Here is a 19,014-nt window from a genome sequence, read left to right on the forward strand (position 1 = left end):
ACCGGACGTCCTCTCGGTCGGAACGCCCGTCCGCCGCTACGAACCGACGGGTTCCCCCGGATGTGACAGCTGGCGCGCCGCGAACGCGAGTTTCTGCGGATTCACCACCGCACGGGCCACCGCGATCACCCCGTCCCGGACGTCGAACGTCACGATCGCGACCAGCGCGCCGCCCTCCCGGGCGAGGAGCGCCGGAGCGCCGTTGACCTCGGCCGCCGAGAACGTGAACCCGGCGCCGAACCCGGTCATGCCGCCCGCCAGGAACCGCAGCACCTTCTCCCGGCCCAGGATCGGCCGCCGGGCCGCGCTGACGACGCCCCCGCCGTCGCCCCACCAGGTCACATCGGCGGCCAGCACCTTCTCCAGACGGGCCAGGTCGCCCTCCCGCGCGGCGGTGAGGAACGACTCGACCAGCTCGCGGTGGCGCTCCCGGTCCTCCGCCGTGAACCGGACCTCCGGCACGGCCACCCGCGCCGCCGCCCTCCGGTACAGCTGCCGGCTGTTCGCCTCGCCGATGTCCAGCACCTCGGCGATCTCGCGATGGCTGTACGCGAACGCCTCGCGCAGCACGTACACGGCCCGCTCCGTCGGTGTGAGCCGTTCCAGCAGGACGAGCATCGCCGTCGACACGGCGTCGCGCTGCTCGGCGGACTCCAGCGGGCCCAGCGCGCCGCCCTCCGTGACGACCGGCTCCGGAAGCCAGGGCCCCGGATACTGCTCGCGGCGGGCGCGGGCCGAGGTCAGCCGGTTGAGGCACAGATTGGTGACGACCTTCGCCAGCCAGGCCGCCGGCCGCTCGATCACCGTCCGGTCGGCGCCGCTCCAGCGCAGATACGCGTCCTGCACCATGTCCTCGGCCTCCTCGGCGGAGCCGAGCATGCGATAGGCCAGCCCGAACAGGCGGGGACGGTGGGTCTCGAACTCCTGGACGCCGTGGTGGCCGGTCGCTGCTGTCACACCGTCAGCCTGCCACGCCCCTCGCGCGGATCCCGGGAGGGGGCCCGGCGGGACGCGGAGAGGCCCGGTGGCGGGCAAGGGCCGTTCTCTTCCGCCACCGGGCCTCCGTCCTACCGTGTCAGCAGGCGCCCAGGTCCTGCCAGACCCCCCACTCGCCGGTGGTGCCGGGCTCCTCGCCCTTCGTCCACCACTTCGCCTTCCAGCTGCGGGACTTGTGGGAGACCGTGGAGCCGCCGCCGTACGCGACCGTCGCGTCCCACGCGGGCGCGGTGCACGCCCCCGGGGTCGGCGTCGGCGTGGGCGTCGGCGTGGGCGTCGGCGTGGGCGTCGGGGTCGGCGTCGGGTCCGTCCCCGTGCCGGGCTCCACGAGCGTCGTGCCGCGGGCCAGGTCGCCGGCGAGCGCGTACGTCCGGCCGCCGAAGGTCACCGTCCAGTTCGACGGCGTGGACACCGGCAGGTAGTACACGAAGTCCAGCTCCACCGACGCGCCGGGCGCCAGCGACTGCCACGACGGCAGCTTCAGCGAGACGCGGTGGTAGTCGCCCTTCAGCCCGCCGATGTTGCCGCCCGTGTGGTCGGAGCGGATGATCGTCGTCCCGAAGCCGGACTGGTCCTTGGCGTTGGCCGGCGCCGACGTGGCGTAGTCGAACTGGAACTCCGTACCGCCGGGCAGCGTGGCCCTGGTGTTGTTGGTGATCTTCAGCTTGGGGCTGATCGGGTAGTTGGAGTCGCCGAGCGGGAACCGGCCGAACTCCACGTCGACGGCGACCGCCTGGGTCGGCAGGGCGGTGTTCGACCGCTTGGCGCCGTACGGGGCGGCGGACTTGAACGCCTCGTACATGGTCGTGGTGAGCGTGTCGCCCGGCTCGTACTGCCCCTTGGCCGCGTTCCAGTCGTAGTCGCCGGCCAGCTCCCAGACCATGGTGCCGCCGATGCCACGGTCGGCCACGTAGGCGGCCTTGGCCCGTACGGACTGCTCGTCCTCCGTCGACAGGAAGACCTTCTTCTCGGCGTTCCACAGCCAGGGCGCGACCAGCGTGGAGTCGTACTTGCGGGCGTAGGTGCCGGTGAGCGTGGTGCCGGCGGGGAAGCCGTACCGCGTCAGGTAGTCGCCGGCGACGCCCTTCTCCAGGTTCTTGGCGTGCCACATCGGGTTGGAGCCGGCCGGCGACTCCTTGCCGTTGTCGTCCTTGTCGTGCCACAGGTTGTCGATGCCGACGGCGCCGTCGCCGCACTTGGTCAGCCCGGACCCGGCGGGGCAGGTCGTGGTGGCCGCCCTGCCCCACAGGCCGTCGGTGCCGCCCTGCACGTTCTTGAAGCCGCGGGTGTAGTAGGGCAGGCCGATGTTGATGCGACCGGCCGGCATCGAGCCGCGGAAGTAGTGGTACGCCCAGTCGGTGTTGAGGTAGCCGATGCCGCCGTACTGCGAGGTCGTGTAGACACCTGCGGCCGCCAGCTCGGCGTCCTTGCCGTCGTCGAACAGCGAGGCGTTGGGGCCCACGTACTCGTTCCAGGCGCCGTGCAGGTCGTACGACATGATGTTGACGTAGTCGAGGTACTTCTGCTGCTGGTACGTCTCCATGCCGCGCAGCAGGTAGCCCGACGAGGGGGCGGCGACGGTCAGCAGGTAGTGCCGGCCGTCGGCGGCGCCGGCCCGGTCGAGCCTCTCGCGCAGGGTCTTCATCAGCGCCGAGTAGCCCTTGACCAGGCCCGCGCGGCGGCCGTTGGAGATCTGCCAGTCGAGCGGGTTGCCCGCGTCCTTCATGGTCGTCGGGTACTCGTAGTCGATGTCGACGCCGTTGAAGCCGTACTTCCGGACGAACGCGACGGCGGAGTCGGCGAAGGTGTCGATCCCGGCCTGGTTCACCGAGCCGTCGGCGTTGGTGGCCATGGAGTAGAAGCCGCCGGAGGCGACGCGCTTGCCGCTGTCGTCGAAATAGCCGCCCGTCTCGGCCCAGCCGCCCACGGAGATCAGCGTCTTGACGTCGGGGTGCTGCTTCTTGAATTTGTTCAGCAGGTTGAAGTGGCCCTTGTAGGGCAGCGCCGGGTCCATCTCGGCGCCGGCGACGCCCGGCCAGGTCATGCCGGTGGCGGCGTTGTTCGGGCCGTCCGACCCGACGGAGATCTTGTGGGCCGCGTCGACGTGCGCGAAGGCGTAGTTGATGTGGGTGATCTTGTCCCACGGGATGTCGGACGCGAGGTACGCGGGCGTCCCGTCCTTGCCGGTCCGCCAGCCGGTGAAGTAGCCGATGACGCGGCGCTGGTGGTCGGCGCCCATCTTCTCGCGGCCCTCGGTGTCGTAGACCGAGCAGTACGGGACGTCCACGCCGGGGGTCTTGTACAGGCCGTCGGGGCGACAGGTCTCGTGGTCGGCGGCGTACGAGACGCCGCCGGAGAGCGAGCTGAGCAGCAGTCCGGCCACGGCGGCGCCGGACGCGAGCAGCGAGGCTCTCGCGCGGGGGGATGACAGCACGGTCGGGTCCTCCTGGGGAGGTCGGGCATCACACAACGTGCGGCTGTTGGCAGGGGGTTGGGTGGTGCTGGGCCCCCGGCGTGCGCACACCGGGGGCCGACTCCGCGGAGAGGTGACGCAGACATTAAGAGGACTAGACCAAAGCGTCAATAGGTCTGGACCAATAGTGTCAAGTCGGGGTGCGGAGGCGGCCCGGGGCGATCCGGATCGCCATCCGTTTGTGAGTCACCCCACAGCCGCCCGCATGTTTGGGTGGCCGAAAGCCATGGCACACTTGCCCTGTATCAGCAGCAGCGCACTCCGGGGTCGGTGTAATTCCGAACCGGCGGTTACAGTCCGCGACCCGGCCGCATCCAGTGGCCGGTTGACCAGGTGAAATTCCTGGACCGACGGTGAAAGTCCGGATGGGAGGCAGTGCGCGGCGGGCGACCCCTCCCCGGGGCACGCCGGCCGTCTGCTGGCCGTCGGAGCCTACCGTCGGCCGGTCGGACGCGGCCCGGCGTACCCGTGCGGTGGTGTCCGTTCCCGCTTTCTGTCCTTTCGCGACAGCCCCGGAGTCCGTGCCCGACGAGGCAGGAGGACCCGGTGGCCACCGCAGCCGATGTGAACGCCATGCGCCGAGCCGTCGCGCTCGCCGCCCGCGGACTCGGCACCACCAGCCCCAACCCGGTCGTCGGGTGCGTCGTCCTCGACGCCTCCGGACACGAGGTCGGCGCCGGCTGGCACGAGCGGGCCGGCGGCCCTCACGCCGAGGTCCACGCCCTGCGCCGGGCCGGTGTCCTCGCCCGCGGCGGCACCGCCTACGTCACCCTCGAACCCTGCAACCACACCGGCCGCACCGGCCCCTGCGCCCAGGCCCTCGTCGAGGCGGGCGTCGCGCGGGTCGTCTACGCCGTCGCCGACCCCGACCCGCAGGCCACCGGCGGCGCCGACACCCTCCGCGCCGCCGGCGTGCGGGTCGAGTCCGGCCTCCTCGCCGACGAGGCCGAAGCCGGCAACGCCGCCTGGCTCACCTCCGTACGCCACGGCCGCCCCTACATCCGCTGGAAGTACGCCGCCACGCTCGACGGCCGCATCGCCGCCGCCGACGGCACCAGCCGCTGGATCACCTCGGCCGAGTCCCGCGCCGACGTCCACCGGCTGCGCGCCGAGGCGGACGCCGTGATCGTCGGCTCCGGCACCGCCCGCACCGACGACCCGCACCTCGCCGTCCGGGGCGTCGACGGAGCCGTCCAGCCGCTGCGCGTCGTCGTCGACAGCGAGGCCACCGCCGTGCGGCCCGGCGCCCGCGTCCTCGACGACGCGGCGCCCACGCTGATCGCCGTCGCCGAGGACGCCGACGCCGCCCACCTCGCGGGCGCCGACGTCGTACGGCTGCCGAGGGCCGCGTCCGGGCGCGGGCTGTCCGTCCCCGCCCTGCTGGCCGCCCTCCACGCGCGGGACATCCGCTCCGCGCTGCTCGAAGGCGGCCCGACCCTGGCCGGCGCCTTCGCCGCCGAAGGCGCCGTCGACGAGGTCGTCGGCTACCTCGCGCCCGTCCTGCTGGGCGCCGGCCCCGCCGCCCTCGCCGACGCCGGAATCACCACCATCGCCGACGCGTTGCGGCTCCACGTCACCGACACCGCGCGCTTCGGCCCCGATCTCCGCATCACGGCCGTCCCGGCCGACCGGGGACCCGGGGGTCGCCCCCCGGGCCCGCACAGCACCGCCGTCCCCGCCCCAACTGCCGCCAAGGAGCACTGAGTGTTCACCGGAATCGTCGAAGAACTGGGTGAGGTCACCGCCGTCGAGAACCTCGGCGACTCCTCCCGCTTCCGCCTGCGCGGCCCCGTCGTCACCCAGGGCGCGAAGCACGGCGACTCCATCGCCGTCAACGGCGTCTGCCTCACCGTCGTCGAGCACGAGGGCGACGAGTTCACCGCCGACGTGATGGCCGAGACCCTCAAGCGCTCCAGCCTCGGCGCGCTCACGACCGGCTCCCGGGTCAACCTGGAGCGCCCCATGGTGGCCGACGGCCGCTTCGGCGGACACATCGTCCAGGGACACGTCGACGGCACCGGCACGATCGTCGCGCGCACGCCCTCCGAGAACTGGGAGATCGTCAAGATCTCGCTGCCCGCCGAACTCGCCCGGTACGTCGTCGAGAAGGGCTCCATCACGGTCGACGGCGTCAGCCTCACCGTCGTCGAGGCCGCCGACGCGTACTTCACCGTCAGCCTCATCCCCACGACCCTCGCCCTGACCACGCTCGGCGTGAAGCAGCCCGGCGACCCGGTCAACCTCGAGGTCGACGTGATCGCCAAGTACGTCGAGCGGCTGCTCGGCACGCGCGCCGGGAAGGACGCCAAGTGACCGCGCTCAACTGGCTGAACGCCGAGGCGTTCACCGCCTTCGGGCAGCACATCCTCTGGTCCGACATGCTCGGCAACACCATCGGCCTCGCCGCCCTCGCCCTCGGCTGGCGGCGCTCCATCTGGACCTGGCCCGCCCAGTTCCTCTCCGGTGTCATTCTCGTCGCCGCCTACGCCTCGGCCCAGCTGAGCGGCGGCGTCGGCAAGCAGCTGCTCGTCATCGGCGTCGCCCTGTGGGGCTGGCGGCAGTGGCACCTCGGCCGCGGCCAGGCCCAGGACGGCTCCATCGCCGTCCGGTTCGCCACCTGGCGCGAGCGCGGCCTGCTGCTCGCCGGCGCGGTCCTCGGGACCCTCGCCGTCGGCGGCCTGTTCACCCTGTACCCGGCGCTGTCCTGGAGCCCGTGGGCCGACGCGTACATCTTCGTCGGCACCCTCGTCGCGATGGTCGCCCAGGCCCGCGGCCTCGTCGAGTTCTGGTTCGCCTGGCTCCTCGTCGACGTCGTCGGCGTCCCGCTCGCCTTCAGCAGCGGCCTCGCCTTCTCCGGCCTCGTCTACGTGATCTACTTCGCCCTCGTCCTGTGGGGCATGCGCGACTGGTGGCTCCGGACGCGCAGCCAGGCCCCGGCTCTGGAAGGAGCACCGGCATGACCGCCCTGCCCGTGTGGGACACCACCGACCTCGCCCTCGACCCGGTCGAGCAGGCCATCGCCGACATCGCCGCCGGCCGCCCCGTCGTGGTCGTCGACGACGAGGACCGCGAGAACGAGGGCGACCTCGTCATCGCCGCCGAGAAGGCCACCCCCGAGATCGTCGCGTTCATGATGAGCGAGTGCCGCGGCCTCATCTGCGCCCCCATGGAGGGCGACGAACTGGACCGGCTCCGGCTCCCGCAGATGGTCGACGACAACACCGAGTCGATGAAGACCGCCTTCACCGTCTCCGTCGACGCCGCCCCCGCGCACGGCGTCACCACCGGCATCTCCGCGTCCGACCGCGCCACCACCCTCCAGCTCCTCGCGAGCGGCACCGCCGAGCCGGCCGACTTCGTCCGCCCCGGCCACGTCTTCCCGCTGCGCGCCCGCCCCGGCGGCGTCCTCGCCCGCAACGGCCACACCGAGGCCGCCGTCGACCTCGCCCGGCTCGCCGGCCTCCGCCCCGCCGGCGCGATCGTCGAGATCGCCGGCGAGGACGGCGTGATGCTGCGGCTGCCGGAGCTGGTCCCGTTCGCCCGGAAGCACGGCCTGACGATCATCTCCATCGAGGACCTGATCGCCTACCGCCGCGCGGCGGAGCCCACCGTCCGCCGCGAGGCCGAGGTGAACCTGCCCACCGCCCACGGACACTTCACCGCGTACGGCTACCGCTCCACCGTCGACGGCGTCGAGCACGTCGCCCTCGTCCACGGCGACATCGGCGACGGCGAGGACGTCCTCGTCCGCGTCCACTCCGAGTGCCTCACCGGCGACGTCTTCCACTCGCTGCGCTGCGACTGCGGCCCCCAGCTGCACGCCGCCATGGACCGGATCACCGAGGCCGGCCGCGGTGTCGTCGTGTACCTGCGCGGACACGAGGGCCGCGGCATCGGCCTGGTCTCCAAGCTCCGGGCGTACGAACTCCAGGAGCGCGGCCGCGACACCCTCGACGCCAACCTGGAACTCGGCCTCCCCGCCGACGCCCGCGACTACGCGGCAGGCGCCCGGATGCTCGCCGACCTCGGCGTCCACAGCATCCGGCTGCTGACCAACAACCCGGACAAGACCGACGCCCTGGCCCGCCACGGCCTGACCGTCACCAGCCGGGAACCCGTGCCCGTCGAGGCCGGCGAGCACAACGTCCGCTACCTGCGCACCAAGCGCGACCGCATGGGCCACGACCTGCCCTGGCTCGACACCGCCGGCCTGGCCGCGGTCGCCGACCGCTGACCCGCGGGCACCACCGGAACACCCACCCACCCGATACGCACAGACGCACAACGCACCACCGAGGAGAGACGTGAGCGGCAAGGGCGCACCCGAACTGACCGTGAAGAACTGCGGCGACCTCCGTGTCGCCGTGATCGCGGCCCAGTGGCACGACAAGATCATGAACGGCCTGGTCGACGGTGCCCTGCGCGCCCTCCACGAACTCGGCATCGACGAGCCCACCCTGCTCCGCGTCCCCGGCAGCTTCGAGCTGCCCGTCGTCGCCAAGGTCCTCGCCGGCCGCGGCTACGACGCCGTCGTCGCCCTCGGCGTCGTCATCCGGGGCGGCACCCCGCACTTCGACTACGTGTGCCAGGGCGTCACCCAGGGCCTCGTCCAGGTCTCCGTCGAGACCGGTGTCCCCGTCGGCTTCGGCGTCCTCACCTGCGACACCGAGGAGCAGGCCCTCGACCGGGCCGGCCTCGAAGGGTCGAACGAGGACAAGGGGCACGAAGCGGTCACCGCCGCCGTGGCCACCGCCATGACGCTGCGCACCGTCAGCGAACCCTGGCGCTGAGTGCGGGCGCCGCACCCCGTACTCTTAGGACATCATGGCGAACAAAACCTTCGAAGAGCTCTTCGCCGAGCTGGAGCTCAAGGCCAGGACCGGCGACCCCGCCACCTCCCGCACCGCCGAGCTGGTGGACAAGGGCGTCCACGCGATCGGCAAGAAGGTCGTCGAGGAGGCCGCCGAAGTCTGGATGGCCGCCGAGTACGAGGGCAAGGAAGCCGCCGCCGAGGAGATCTCGCAGCTGCTCTACCACGTCCAGGTGATGATGGTGGCCCGCGGGATCTCCCTCGACGACGTCTACGCCCACCTCTGACCGACCACCCACCCGCACCCTCCCGAGCAAAGGAAGCCCACCCCATGCTGCGCATCGCCGTCCCCAACAAGGGTTCACTGTCCGGACCTGCGTCGGCGATGCTCCATGAGGCCGGCTACAAGCAGCGCAAGGAGTCCAAGGAACTGGTGCTGGTCGACCCGGACAACGAGGTGGAGTTCTTCTACCTCCGCCCCCGGGACATCGCGATCTACGTCGCCTCCGGCAAGCTCGACATCGGCATCACCGGCCGCGACCTGCTGCTCGACTCGGGCGCCAACGCCGAGGAGATCCTGGAGCTGGGCTTCGCCCGCTCCACTTTCCGGTACGCCACCCGCCCCGGCACCGCCTCCGGCCCCGACGGGTTCGGCGGCATGACGATCGCCACCTCCTACGAGGGCATCGTCGCCAAGCACCTCGCCGACCACGGCATCGACGCCTCCGTCGTCCACCTGGACGGCGCCGTCGAGACCGCCATCCAGCTCGGCGTCGCCCAGGTCATCGCCGACGTCGTCGAGACCGGCACCTCCCTGCGCAACGCCGGCCTGGAGGTCGTCGGCGAGCCGATCCTCACCTCCGAGGCCGTCGTCGTCCGCCGCACCGGCGCGCCCACCGACGACCCCGAGGTGCAGCGGTTCCTCCGCCGCCTCCAGGGCGTCCTGGTCGCCCGCAGCTACGTGATGATGGACTACGACTGCCGCGCCGAGCACCTGGAGCAGGCCGTCGCCCTCACCCCGGGCCTCGAGTCGCCGACCGTCTCCCCCCTCCACAACGAGGGCTGGGTCGCCGTCCGCGCCATGGTCCCCGCCCGGGACGCCCAGCGCATCATGGACGACCTGTACGCGCTGGGCGCGCGGGCCATCCTGACGACGGAGATCCACGCCTGCCGCCTCTGACGGCACAGCACCGAAGGACCACCCCACCCATGTCCGACGTCCCGCTGCCCGCACTCCCCGTGACGTTCCGGCCGACCCGCACCCGGGCGGTCCTGCTGACCATCGGGGCGGTCCTGTTCGTCGTCGTCTCGGCGATCGGCGTGATACTGGAGCACCTCAGCCCGGGGGAGCGCGTCAGCTTCGTCCTCACCGCCGGCCTCTTCTACGGCGTGCTGGTCCTGCTCAGCAGGCCCAAGGTCGTCGCCGACGACGAGGGCGTCACCGTCGTGAACCTCACGCGCAGCCGCCGGCTCGCCTGGGCGGAGATCCTCCATGTGAACCTCCGCACCGGCGACCCGTGGGTGTTCCTGGACCTCAGCGACGGCACGAGCCTGCCCGCGCTCGGCATCCAGCCCGGCATCGGCCGCGAGCAGGCCATCCGCGACGCGCGGACCCTGCGCGCCCTCGCCGAGCAGCGCGGAACCGGCACCGAAGAGCGCTGACACCGCGGGGGCGGTCCCTTGTACGGGGCCGCCCTCTGCCCCACGCGCCCCCGGCGTGATTACTCTTGTGCGCGGTGGCGCCGAGCGCGCCCCGCCCCGCGAAAGACGGCAGCAGTCGGGCCGGCGGGGCACCTGCGACCCGAGGAGTGACTCCCTCCAGCAATGGACGGACCGTCCGGTAGTACCTGCGCCGCCCCCTCCGCACCCGAGGAGGCGGCGGCATGACCATCCCCCTCCTGCTGCTCTGTGCGGCATTCCTGCTCATCCTCGCCAACGGCTTCTTCGTGGCGGCCGAGTTCGGCCTCGTCACCGTGGAGCGGGCGGACGCCGAGCGCGCCGCCGCCGAGGGCGACCGACGGGCCCGTACCGTCGTCAAGGCCCTGCGGGAGCTGTCCTTCCAGCTCTCCGGCACCCAGCTCGGCATCACCATCACCTCCCTCGTCGTCGGCATGCTCGCCGAGCCGGCCCTCGCCCGGCTCCTGGACGGGCCGCTCACCGCGACCGGACTGCCCGCGGGGGCCGTCCCCGGAGTCGCGGTCGTCATCGGCATGCTGGCCGCGTCCGCCGTGCAGATGGTGATCGGCGAACTCGTCCCCAAGAACTGGGCGGTGTCGCGGCCCCTCCAGGTCGCGCGGTTCGTCGCCGGACCGCAGCACGTCTTCTCCGCGCTCTTCCGCCCGGTGATCGCCCTCCTCAACGCGGTCGCCAACCGGCTCGTACGCCTCATGGGCGTGGAGCCCACCGAGGAGCTGGCCTCCGCCCGTACCCCCGGCGAGCTCGTCTCGCTGGCCCGGCACTCCGCGCGGGCCGGCGCACTCGAACAGGACACCGCCGACCTCTTCGTGCGCACCCTGTCCCTCGGCGGCCTCACCGCGCAGCACCTGATGACACCGCGCGTGAAGGTCAGCGCCCTGCAGTCCGACGCGACCGCCGCGGACGTCCTCAACCTCACCCGCGCGACGGGCCTGTCCCGGTTCCCGGTCTACCGGGACCGCATCGACGAGATCGTCGGCATGGTCCACCTCAAGGACGCCCTCGCCGTGCCGAAGCACGAGCGGCTGCGCACCCGTGTGGGGCGGATCGCCGTCCCGCCGCTCCTCGTCCCGGAGACCCTGCCCGCCCAGTCGCTCCTGGAGCGGCTGCGCAGCGAACAGCCCATAGCCGTGGTCGTCGACGAGTACGGCGGCACGGCGGGCGTGGTCACGCTGGAGGACATCGTCGAGGAGCTGGTCGGCGAGGTCCGCGACGAGCACGACGCGGCGGGGGAGGAGCTGCCCGAGCTGGCCGCCGTCCCCGCCGAGGACGGCCGGCCGACGTGGGAGGCCGACGGCAGCTGCCGCATCGACGCGCTCCGGCGGATCGGCCTGGAGGCCGAAGGCCCGTACGAGACCGTCGCCGGCCTCGTCGCGGACCTCCTCGGCCGCATCCCCGTCCCCGGTGACCGCGTCGAGCTGCCCGGCTGGCGCCTCTCGGTCCGCCAGGTGGACCGCTACCGGGCCGAGCGCGTCCGGCTGGCCCGTACGGCCGACGTCACGGAAGCGGTGGAGGCCGCCCGGTGAACACGCTCCAACTGATCTTCGCGGGGCTCCTCGTGCTCGCGAACGGCTTCTTCGTGGGCGCCGAGTTCGCCCTGGTCTCCGTCCGCCGCAGCCAGATCGAACAGATCGGCACCAAGCGGGCCCGCAAGGTCCTCCACGGCCTGGAGAACCTCCCCCAGATGATGGCCGCCGCGCAGTTCGGCATCACCGTCTGCTCGCTCACCCTCGGCGCGGTCGCCGAGCCGACCGTCGCGCGCCTGCTGGAACCGCTGTTCCACGCGATACACCTCCCCGAGGGCCTGATCCACCCCCTCGGCTACGTCATCGCCCTCGCGGTCGTCGTCTTCCTCCACCTCGTCATCGGCGAGATGGTCCCGAAGAACCTGGCCATGGCGGACCCGGAGCGGACCGCGCTGTGGCTGAGCCCGGGCCTCGTCGGCTTCGCCCGGCTGTGCCGCCCGGTGACCGCGGGCCTCGGCGCCTGCGCCCAGCTCGTCCTCAAGGCCTTCGGCGTCGAACCGAAGGACGAGGTCGAGGCCGTCTTCACCAGTGCCCAGCTCGGCCGCCTCGTCGAGGACTCCGGCCAGGCGGGGCTGCTCGACCCGGCCGCCCAGGAACGCCTGGAGGACGCCCTCGAACTGGGCACCCGCCCCGTACGGGACGTGATGATCCCGCGCACGGCCGTGGTGACGGTGCCCCCGTCGGTCACCCCGGCGCAGGTCGAGGCCCTCACAGTGCGCACGGGCTACTCCCGCTTCCCGGTCCGTTCGGAGGGCGGCGGCGCGTTCCTCGGCTTCCTGCACGTGAAGGACGTCCTGGACCTGGAGGACGGCGAGCGCGCCGTGCCGCAGCACGTGTGGCGGCCCATGGCCACGCTGCGGGCCGAGCTGCCGCTCGACGACGCCCTGACGGTGATGCGCCGCGCGGCCACGCACCTGGCGCAGGTCGCGGACGCGTCGGGGCGGGTGCTGGGTCTTGTGGCGCTGGAGGACGTCCTGGAGATGCTGGTGGGCGAGGTCCGCGACCCGTCCCACCGCCTCCTGGCGGAACCGCGCCCCTCGCCGGAATCGGACGCGCTCCCGGCGTAGGGGCTTCCCGGGCCGAGGGCCGTTCCCGCCCACAGCAGGAGCGGCCCCGGTCAGAAGGACGTCGGTGGCGGGTCCTGCGGAGTGTGGGGGCTGGGGCCTCGGCCCGAGAGGACTTCGCCGTACGCCTGCATCAGGTCGGGCAGCCGCAGGGTCGCCAGGTCCTCGCGGGTCGGGGTGGCCGCGTACCCGGTGAGCCGCAGGTCGCGGTACGCGCAGGACTTCTCGTACAGCGTCCGCAGGAACCGCCCGTTGCCCAGCTCGTCGATCCAGCCCTGGTCCACGACATGGCCACTGATCGAGCGCAGCTCGTCCAGCGCCTCGTCGTCCCACAGGTCCCCGTTCGCCGCGGCCAGCACCTTGCCGATCTCCGTCAGCTCCAGCGGCCGGTACGACGGGAAGTCCACGCGCGTGGTGAAGCGCGACGACAGCCCGGGGTTGGCGGCCAGCAGCCGGTCCATGCCCTCGGGGTAGCCGGCCAGGATGACCACCAGGTGGTCCCGGTTGTCCTCGGCCCGCTTCAGCAGCACCTGGAGCGCCTCGTCGCCGTACGCGTCGCCCTTGCTGTACCCGGAGTTGGACAGCGAGTACGCCTCGTCCACGAACAGCACCCCGCCCAGCGCGGAGTCGATCAGCTCGTTGGCCTTCACGGCGGTCTGCCCCAGGAACTCACCGACGAGGTCCGCGCGTTGAGCCTCCACGAGGTGGTCGCCGCCGAGCAGTCCCAGGGCGTAGAACACCCGGCCGAGGATCCGCGCGACGGTGGTCTTGCCGGTGCCGGAGGGGCCGGAGAAGACAAAGTGACGTTTCGGCGGCTGCACGGGCAGCCCCTGCCCGGCGCGCAGCCGGGCCATCTCCAGCTGCGCCGACAGCGCCTTGACCTGACGCTTGACGGGCTCGAGCCCCACCATGCGCTCCAGCTCGGACAGCGCCTCGGCGAGGAGCGCCGGATCGGTGGGGCTCGCGGGGAACGGCGGCGGAACGCCCCGCCCGGCCGCCCCGGGCAGACCGCCGCCCTTCTCCCGCGCCCCGCCCGGCGGCACCGGAGCCGCGGGTCCCCCCGCGGAGGGCCCCGCCGAGGACCCGGGGGACGACCCCGCCGGGCTCCCCCCGGCAGGCCCCGACGGCGGCACGTCCAGTCCGTCCGGCCCCTGCGCCTCCGCCCCGTCCAGCGGATCCAGCAGGTCCTGCGCCGTCGACCCGCTCCCGGCCCCGCTGTCCGCGCCGTTCCCGGGCCCGGTGCCGGCCCCGGCGCCCGCCCCGGCCAGGGACACCGCCGCCAGGTCCGCCGACCCGTCCGACCCGTCGATCCCGTCGTACTCGGCGATGGCCGCCAGCCGCGCGGCCGTGTCCATGAACGCGGGGTCCACCCGGTGCACCGCCCGGTACAGGGGGAGCGCCGCGGCACTGCGGCCCGTGCCCTCGTGCGCCCGCGCCAGCCAGTACCGCAGCTCCTTGCGCTGCGGCTGCTCGCTGCGGCACCGCATCAGCGCCGCCGACAGCAGCGGCTCGGCCTGCCCGTACATCTCCAGCCGGACCCGTGCCATGCCGCCGAACAGCCCGGCCTCGATCCCGAGCAGCGGGTCGTCCACCAGGGGCTCGGTGTGCCGGACGAGCTGGTCCCAGTCCTTGACGAGGTACGCCCGGCAGGCGTGCAGGAAGCGGACCTGGGCGTCCGTGTCGACCGGCGGCAGCTCCGCCAGGGCCCGGTCCAGCTCGGGCACGTGCCGGCCGTCCAGCCAGTGCGAGGCGTGCGCCAGCAGCAGGTCGCGCGGGCTCTCCAGCACGGGCTGGACCCACCAGCCCAGCCAGTACCAGGAGTTGAGCGTCCGCCGGTGCCGGGCGCGCTGCTCGCCGAACCGTTCCCGGTGGTGGTACATGCGCAGCAGCGCCGTGGTCGTGTCGACCCGCAGCGCGTGCAGCCCGAGCCAGCCGTCGGCCATCCCCGGGTCGATCCGCACCGCGGCCCGGAACTCCTCCTCGGCCTGGGGGTACGCGCCCATCGTGTAGGCGTCCACACCGCGCAGCCAGGCGAGGTCGGCCGGGGCCTGTGTGCCCTGCGTGCCGATGTCCATCGGGTCCCCCACAAACGTGTCCCCGTAGCCGCCGGGCGGACGCCCGCCGGAAGCATTCCCCATCGCCTTCTCTGGGACGGGCTTTGACCGCACCGTCGTGCATCGTACCCACGCACAGGATGCCCGTTTAAGGGCGCGACGAGCGCACGGAGTGCATCGGGGGGCGGCTGCGGGCGCCGTCGACGACGGTGACCGAGGGTGAGCGCAGAGGGTGGGCGCGGTGTGCGCGGAAGGGGGGGTGCGGGCAGAACGAAGCCCCCGATCACGGGGGAACAACCGGGGGCTTCGCGTCTGCGACGGCTCCGAAAAGCCGCACATTGAGAACGTAAGACCTGTACGCCCCGTCGGTCAAGCGAAGTTGAGGCAGTCCGAGCGGCTGATTTCCGACGGGTCTGCACCACCCCGCAATGTCGTCACTCTGGGTGATTATTCGGTTTCGTGACGACCCCCGAAGGGCGCCTCACCTGCCACTCGTATCCCACGGGACACTCCCGCACCAGGATGTCGGCAAAGGGGCGCGAAGGGTCGCACGCGAAATGGCGGGTCTCCGCCACTGTCCATCCGTCCCAGAAAACGGAGAGCCCAGGTCCGTCCCGGTACCGGCCCCGCTGCCAGGACTCCTGCGGCCCCCGCTCCATCCACAGCAGTCGCGCCAGGTGGGGCCGCAGCGCGCGCCTCCCGGCGCCCACGCCCTCGACGAGGACGACCGGCGCGGGCAGGATCCGCCGGGCCGGCCCGAAGCGGCGCAGATTCCAGTCGTACGGGTGATACTCGGCCGCCTCTCCGTGCCCGAAGGGGACGAGCACCTGGGTCCGGAGCCGGTCGGTCCACGCGAAGAGTTCGTCGTGCGTGGCGATGTCGTCGAGGTGCAGCACCGGCGCCCCGCCCAGCGCCTCGGCGAGCCGGCGCGTGAACGTCGACTTCCCCGAGCCGGCGTGCCCGTCGACCGCGACCAGGCGCACCGGCCCGCAGGACGGCGGCAGCGCGCGCAGCTCGGCGGCCAGAGGGGCGAGATCGGACATACGTTCACCCTATCGAGCGAGTGGCCGGCGCCCCGGCGGCCGGTCGGTGAGCGCGCGAGGGGGCGCCGCCCAGAACACCAGAGGTCAAGACCGGTGACACGATCGCGCCACGACGCGAGATGCCTGGCCAAGGCTGTGCCGTCCGGCGATAGTGGGCGCACGCGCGCACCCTGTTCCGCTGTCCGTCGCCGTCCCACCGGGGGTCCCCGTATGAGCAGCTCCACCCCGCGCAGAACCGTTCTCGCGGCCGCCCTGGCCGCCGCCGGCGCCGCCGCGGCGTCCACCGCGCCCCCCGCGTCCGCGGCACCGCCCGCCACCGCGCCGACGGCACCCACCGCCCCGGCGGACGCAGCGGCGCTGGGCGGTCGCGACGGAGCCGGCGGGCTGGTCGACAACCGTTTCTGGACCTCGTACACCGACTGGCGCTGCGGTACGGCCGAGGGCGTACGGCCCGTCGCCCGGCGCCGCCCCGCCCTCGTCCTCGACGCGCCCGTCGGCCGCACCGACTACACCGACCCGCACTCCGGCCGTACCGCCACATGGGAGTACGGCCGCTGGACCTCCCCCCGCCACACCCCGGCCGTCCCCGCCACGGAGGTCATCGCGTCCTGGAACGCCGACACGCCCGCCGGCACCTGGATCGCCGTCGAACTCAGCGCCCGCTACACGGACGGCACCGACACCCCGTGGTACGTCATGGGCCGCTGGGCCTCCGGCGACGGCGACATCCTGCGGACCTCGGTCGACGGCCAGCGCGACGGACGCAGCAGCGTCTGGACCGACACCCTGGCGATCGACGACGCCTCGGCGGGCCCGCGCCTGGAGTCGTACCGGCTGCGCCTGACCCTCCACCGCGCCCCGGGCAGCGGGCTCACGCCGACGGTGTGGCGCGTGGGCGCCATGGCCTCCGACATCCCGGACCGCTTCACCGTCCCGGCCTCCGAGCCGGGCATCGCCCGCGAGCTGGCGGTCCCGCGCTACTCGCAGAACACCCATGTCGGCCAGTACCCGGAGTACGACAACGGCGGCGAGGCCTGGTGCAGCCCCACCTCGTCCCAGATGATCGTCGAGTACTGGGGCCGCCGGCCGACCGCCGGACAGCTGGCCTGGGTCGACCCCGCCTACGCGGACCCGCAGGTCTGCCACGCCGCCCGCTTCACGTACGACCACCAGTACGAGGGGTGCGGCAACTGGCCCTTCAACGCCGCCTACGCCGCCACCTACGACCACCTCGACGCCGTGGTCACCCGGCTGCGCTCGCTCACCGACCTGGAGACCCTGATCGCGGCGGACATCCCCGTGATCACCTCCCAGTCGTTCCTCAAGGAGGAGCTGACCGGAGCGGGCTACGGCACCGCCGGCCACCTGATGACCGTGATCGGCTTCACCGCCGACGGCGACGTCGTCGCCAACGACCCGGCGTCCCCCACGAACGAGGCCGTGCGCCGCGTCTACCGGCGGCGCGAGTGGGAGAACATCTGGCTCAGGACGAAGCGGTACAACGCCACCGGCAAGGTCGTCTCCGGCACCGGCGGCGTCTGCTACGTGTACTGGCCCACCCACGCCACACCGGCCCAGCGCCGCGCCCTCGCGGCGGTCGGCATCCGCTGAGCGGACGGGGGGCGGGCGGGGCGTGAGGAACGTCTCGCCCCGTACCGCGCCCGCCCCTGGCACTGTGGACTGTCACGGGGAACGAGACACAGCCGTACGACCACAGCGAGATGCCATGACCGCGAACGCAGCCGCCGCCCCCCTCGTCCGAGCCCGCACCGGAGGCCCGAAGGAGGACGGCCCCACCTGGCTGGAGCACGTCCTCGGCTGGGTCCTCGTCGTCGCCGTCGCCGTACTGGTCACCCGCGCCGGGCTGCTCTGATCCCACGGCCGCTCCCTCGCCGGGCCATGGCCGGGCCGGGAAGTGAACGAGCGTTATCGAAGGGTGTCTTTCCCCTGCTGACGTGAGCCACCCGATCGGGCATACTCGTGCCGCCACAGCCATTGATCTGCCATTTCCGTGATCCGGACGGGCAGCATCGGCGGAGCAGTGAGACCCGGCGGCGCCGCCCCTACCCTGCGCGCGCGACCGCCGCAGCGCCCGACAGGGAGGAGAGCGCCGCAATGCCCGACCGCGCCCCGCAGCCGGTGGAACGTCAGCTGCCCACGGAGGAGTCCAGGGACCTGATCGCCCTGGTCCGCGACATCGTCCAAGGGGAGATCGCCCCCCGGGCCGCCGAGGAGGAGGAAGCGGGCCACTTCCCGCGCCAGGTCTTCTCGCTCCTCTCGGAATCGGGCCTGCTCGGCCTGCCCTACGACTCCGGTCTCGGCGGCGGGGACCAGCCGTACGAGGTCTACCTCCAAGTCCTGGAGGAGCTGGCCGCCGCCCGCCTCACCGTGGGCCTCGGCGTCAGCGTCCACTCGCTGTCCTGCCACGCCCTCGCCGGCTACGGCACCAAGGAGCAGCAGACCGAGCACCTGCCCGCCATGCTCGGCGGCGGCCTCCTCGGCGGCTACTGCCTCTCCGAGCCGGCCTCCGGCTCCGACGCCGCCTCGATGCGCACCAAGGCGGTCCGCGACGGCGACGACTGGGTCATCACCGGCACGAAGGCCTGGATCACCCACGGCGGCATCGCCGACTTCTACACCGTCATGGCCCGCACGGGCGGCGAAGGCCCGCGCGGCATCACCGCGTTCCTGGTGCCCGGCGACGCCGAGGGCCTGACCGCCGCCGCCCCCGAGAAGAAGATGGGCATGAAGGGCTCGCCCACCGCCCAGCTCCACTTCGACGGCGTCCGCGTGCCCGACGCGCGGCGCATCGGCGAGGAGGGGCAGGGCTTCACGATCGCCCTGTCCGCGCTCGACTCGGGTCGCCTCGGTATCGCCGCGTGCGCCATCGGCGTCGCCCAGGCCGCGCTGGACGAGGCCACGGCCTACGCCCAGGACCGGCGGCAGTTCGGCCGCCCGATCGCCGACTTCCAGGGGCTGCGCTTCATGCTCGCCGACATGGCCACGCAGATCGAGGCCGGCCGCTCCCTCTACCTGGCGGCCGCCCGGCTCAGGGACGCGGGCAGGCCGTTCTCCCGGCAGGCGGCCATGGCGAAGCTGTTCTGCACGGACGCGGCCATGAAGGTGACCACCGACGCCGTGCAGGTACTCGGCGGCTACGGCTACACCGCCGACTTCCCGGCCGAGCGCTACATGCGCGAGGCGAAGGTGCTCCAGATCGTCGAGGGCACCAACCAGATCCAGCGGGTGGTCATCGCCCGTCACCTGCTCGGCCCCGAGAGCCGCTGACCTCCCCCTGGAGCGTCCACGCCGGTGCCGCCGTGAGCCGGGTCCACTCCTGGTCGCGGCGGCCC

The 19,014-nt window shown here is 72.9% G+C and carries 17 protein-coding genes and 1 riboswitch; of the genes, 13 read left to right on the forward strand and 4 right to left on the reverse strand.

Annotation, left to right across the window (positions count from 1 at the left end; all coding sequences use genetic code 11):
• Positions 1-36: 36 nt before the first annotated feature.
• Both ABEB09_RS28250 and ABEB09_RS28255 read right to left on the reverse strand, forming a co-directional pair.
• On the reverse strand, positions 37-957 hold the full coding sequence (locus ABEB09_RS28250) for an RNA polymerase sigma-70 factor (RefSeq protein ID WP_345692728.1): 921 nt from the start codon (positions 955-957) through the stop codon (positions 37-39).
• A 118-nt stretch (positions 958-1,075) separates the two neighbouring features.
• Entirely contained in the window at positions 1,076-3,430 is a 2,355-nt protein-coding gene (locus ABEB09_RS28255; protein ID WP_345692729.1) for a chitinase C-terminal domain-containing protein, read from the reverse strand.
• A 291-nt stretch (positions 3,431-3,721) separates the two neighbouring features.
• Positions 3,722-3,852: riboswitch (FMN riboswitch) on the forward strand.
• A 163-nt stretch (positions 3,853-4,015) separates the two neighbouring features.
• Here ABEB09_RS28255 and ribD point away from each other — a divergent pair.
• The 10 genes from ribD to ABEB09_RS28305 all read left to right on the forward strand — a co-directional run bounded on the left by ribD (position 4,016) and on the right by ABEB09_RS28305 (position 12,567).
• Entirely contained in the window at positions 4,016-5,173 is a 1,158-nt protein-coding gene (gene ribD / locus ABEB09_RS28260) for a bifunctional diaminohydroxyphosphoribosylaminopyrimidine deaminase/5-amino-6-(5-phosphoribosylamino)uracil reductase RibD (protein ID WP_345692730.1), read from the forward strand.
• Positions 5,174-5,782 carry a riboflavin synthase gene (locus ABEB09_RS28265; protein WP_345692731.1) on the forward strand — a complete coding sequence of 203 codons (609 nt, stop codon included), beginning with the start codon at positions 5,174-5,176 and terminating at the stop codon, positions 5,780-5,782.
• Positions 5,779-6,429, forward strand: a complete 651-nt coding sequence (locus ABEB09_RS28270; protein WP_345692732.1) for a nicotinamide mononucleotide transporter family protein — start codon at positions 5,779-5,781, stop codon at positions 6,427-6,429. The genes ABEB09_RS28265 and ABEB09_RS28270 overlap by 4 nt, the downstream gene beginning before the upstream one ends.
• A complete protein-coding gene (locus tag ABEB09_RS28275) occupies positions 6,426-7,703 on the forward strand; it encodes a bifunctional 3,4-dihydroxy-2-butanone-4-phosphate synthase/GTP cyclohydrolase II (protein ID WP_345692733.1) in 1,278 nt (425 codons plus the stop codon). Before ABEB09_RS28270 ends, ABEB09_RS28275 begins: the two co-directional genes overlap by 4 nt.
• A gap of 70 nt (positions 7,704-7,773) precedes the next feature.
• The gene (ribH, locus tag ABEB09_RS28280) at positions 7,774-8,259 is read left to right on the forward strand and encodes a 6,7-dimethyl-8-ribityllumazine synthase (RefSeq protein ID WP_345692734.1); all 486 of its coding nucleotides are present in this window, start codon (positions 7,774-7,776) and stop codon (positions 8,257-8,259) included.
• Between the two features lie 34 nt (positions 8,260-8,293).
• On the forward strand, positions 8,294-8,566 hold the full coding sequence (locus ABEB09_RS28285) for a phosphoribosyl-ATP diphosphatase (protein WP_175409471.1): 273 nt from the start codon (positions 8,294-8,296) through the stop codon (positions 8,564-8,566).
• Between the two features lie 44 nt (positions 8,567-8,610).
• Complete coding sequence (gene hisG / locus ABEB09_RS28290) at positions 8,611-9,459, forward strand: ATP phosphoribosyltransferase (RefSeq protein ID WP_345692735.1); 849 nt, start codon at positions 8,611-8,613, stop codon at positions 9,457-9,459.
• Between the two features lie 29 nt (positions 9,460-9,488).
• Complete coding sequence (locus ABEB09_RS28295) at positions 9,489-9,941, forward strand: PH domain-containing protein (protein ID WP_345692736.1); 453 nt, start codon at positions 9,489-9,491, stop codon at positions 9,939-9,941.
• A 221-nt stretch (positions 9,942-10,162) separates the two neighbouring features.
• Positions 10,163-11,500: a hemolysin family protein gene (locus tag ABEB09_RS28300; protein ID WP_345692737.1), complete on the forward strand. Its 1,338-nt coding sequence runs from the start codon at positions 10,163-10,165 to the stop codon at positions 11,498-11,500.
• Entirely contained in the window at positions 11,497-12,567 is a 1,071-nt protein-coding gene (locus ABEB09_RS28305; RefSeq protein ID WP_345692738.1) for a hemolysin family protein, read from the forward strand. Before ABEB09_RS28300 ends, ABEB09_RS28305 begins: the two co-directional genes overlap by 4 nt.
• A 50-nt stretch (positions 12,568-12,617) precedes the next feature.
• Here ABEB09_RS28305 and ABEB09_RS28310 read toward each other — a convergent pair whose 3' ends face one another.
• The gene (locus ABEB09_RS28310) at positions 12,618-14,639 is read right to left on the reverse strand and encodes an AAA family ATPase (RefSeq protein ID WP_345692739.1); all 2,022 of its coding nucleotides are present in this window, start codon (positions 14,637-14,639) and stop codon (positions 12,618-12,620) included.
• Between the two features lie 413 nt (positions 14,640-15,052).
• A complete protein-coding gene (locus tag ABEB09_RS28315; protein ID WP_345692740.1) occupies positions 15,053-15,661 on the reverse strand; it encodes a uridine kinase family protein in 609 nt (202 codons plus the stop codon).
• A 210-nt stretch (positions 15,662-15,871) separates the two neighbouring features.
• Between ABEB09_RS28315 and ABEB09_RS28320 the strand changes: the two genes are divergently transcribed.
• From ABEB09_RS28320 to ABEB09_RS28330, 3 genes are all read left to right on the forward strand, one after another.
• On the forward strand, positions 15,872-17,272 hold the full coding sequence (locus tag ABEB09_RS28320) for a peptidase C39 family protein (protein ID WP_345692741.1): 1,401 nt from the start codon (positions 15,872-15,874) through the stop codon (positions 17,270-17,272).
• Between the two features lie 115 nt (positions 17,273-17,387).
• The gene (locus tag ABEB09_RS28325) at positions 17,388-17,534 is read left to right on the forward strand and encodes an SCO1431 family membrane protein (RefSeq protein ID WP_345692742.1); all 147 of its coding nucleotides are present in this window, start codon (positions 17,388-17,390) and stop codon (positions 17,532-17,534) included.
• A gap of 242 nt (positions 17,535-17,776) precedes the next feature.
• Positions 17,777-18,949: an acyl-CoA dehydrogenase family protein gene (locus tag ABEB09_RS28330; RefSeq protein ID WP_345692743.1), complete on the forward strand. Its 1,173-nt coding sequence runs from the start codon at positions 17,777-17,779 to the stop codon at positions 18,947-18,949.
• Positions 18,950-19,014 lie beyond the last annotated feature (65 nt).

Source organism: Streptomyces coeruleoprunus (assembly GCF_039542925.1).
Lineage (GTDB): Bacteria > Actinomycetota > Actinomycetes > Streptomycetales > Streptomycetaceae > Streptomyces > Streptomyces coeruleoprunus.

Coding starts and splice junctions, on each gene's coding strand:
- ABEB09_RS28300 (WP_345692737.1), top strand. CDS start 10,163: ATGACCATCCCCCTCCTGCTGCTCTGTGCGGCATTCCTGCTCATCCTC.
- ABEB09_RS28295 (WP_345692736.1), top strand. CDS start 9,489: ATGTCCGACGTCCCGCTGCCCGCACTCCCCGTGACGTTCCGGCCGACC.
- ABEB09_RS28315 (WP_345692740.1), bottom strand. CDS start 15,661: ATGTCCGATCTCGCCCCTCTGGCCGCCGAGCTGCGCGCGCTGCCGCCG.
- ABEB09_RS28285 (WP_175409471.1), top strand. CDS start 8,294: ATGGCGAACAAAACCTTCGAAGAGCTCTTCGCCGAGCTGGAGCTCAAG.
- hisG (WP_345692735.1), top strand. CDS start 8,611: ATGCTGCGCATCGCCGTCCCCAACAAGGGTTCACTGTCCGGACCTGCG.
- ABEB09_RS28275 (WP_345692733.1), top strand. CDS start 6,426: ATGACCGCCCTGCCCGTGTGGGACACCACCGACCTCGCCCTCGACCCG.
- ABEB09_RS28310 (WP_345692739.1), bottom strand. CDS start 14,639: ATGGACATCGGCACGCAGGGCACACAGGCCCCGGCCGACCTCGCCTGG.
- ABEB09_RS28330 (WP_345692743.1), top strand. CDS start 17,777: ATGCCCGACCGCGCCCCGCAGCCGGTGGAACGTCAGCTGCCCACGGAG.
- ABEB09_RS28320 (WP_345692741.1), top strand. CDS start 15,872: ATGAGCAGCTCCACCCCGCGCAGAACCGTTCTCGCGGCCGCCCTGGCC.
- ABEB09_RS28325 (WP_345692742.1), top strand. CDS start 17,388: ATGACCGCGAACGCAGCCGCCGCCCCCCTCGTCCGAGCCCGCACCGGA.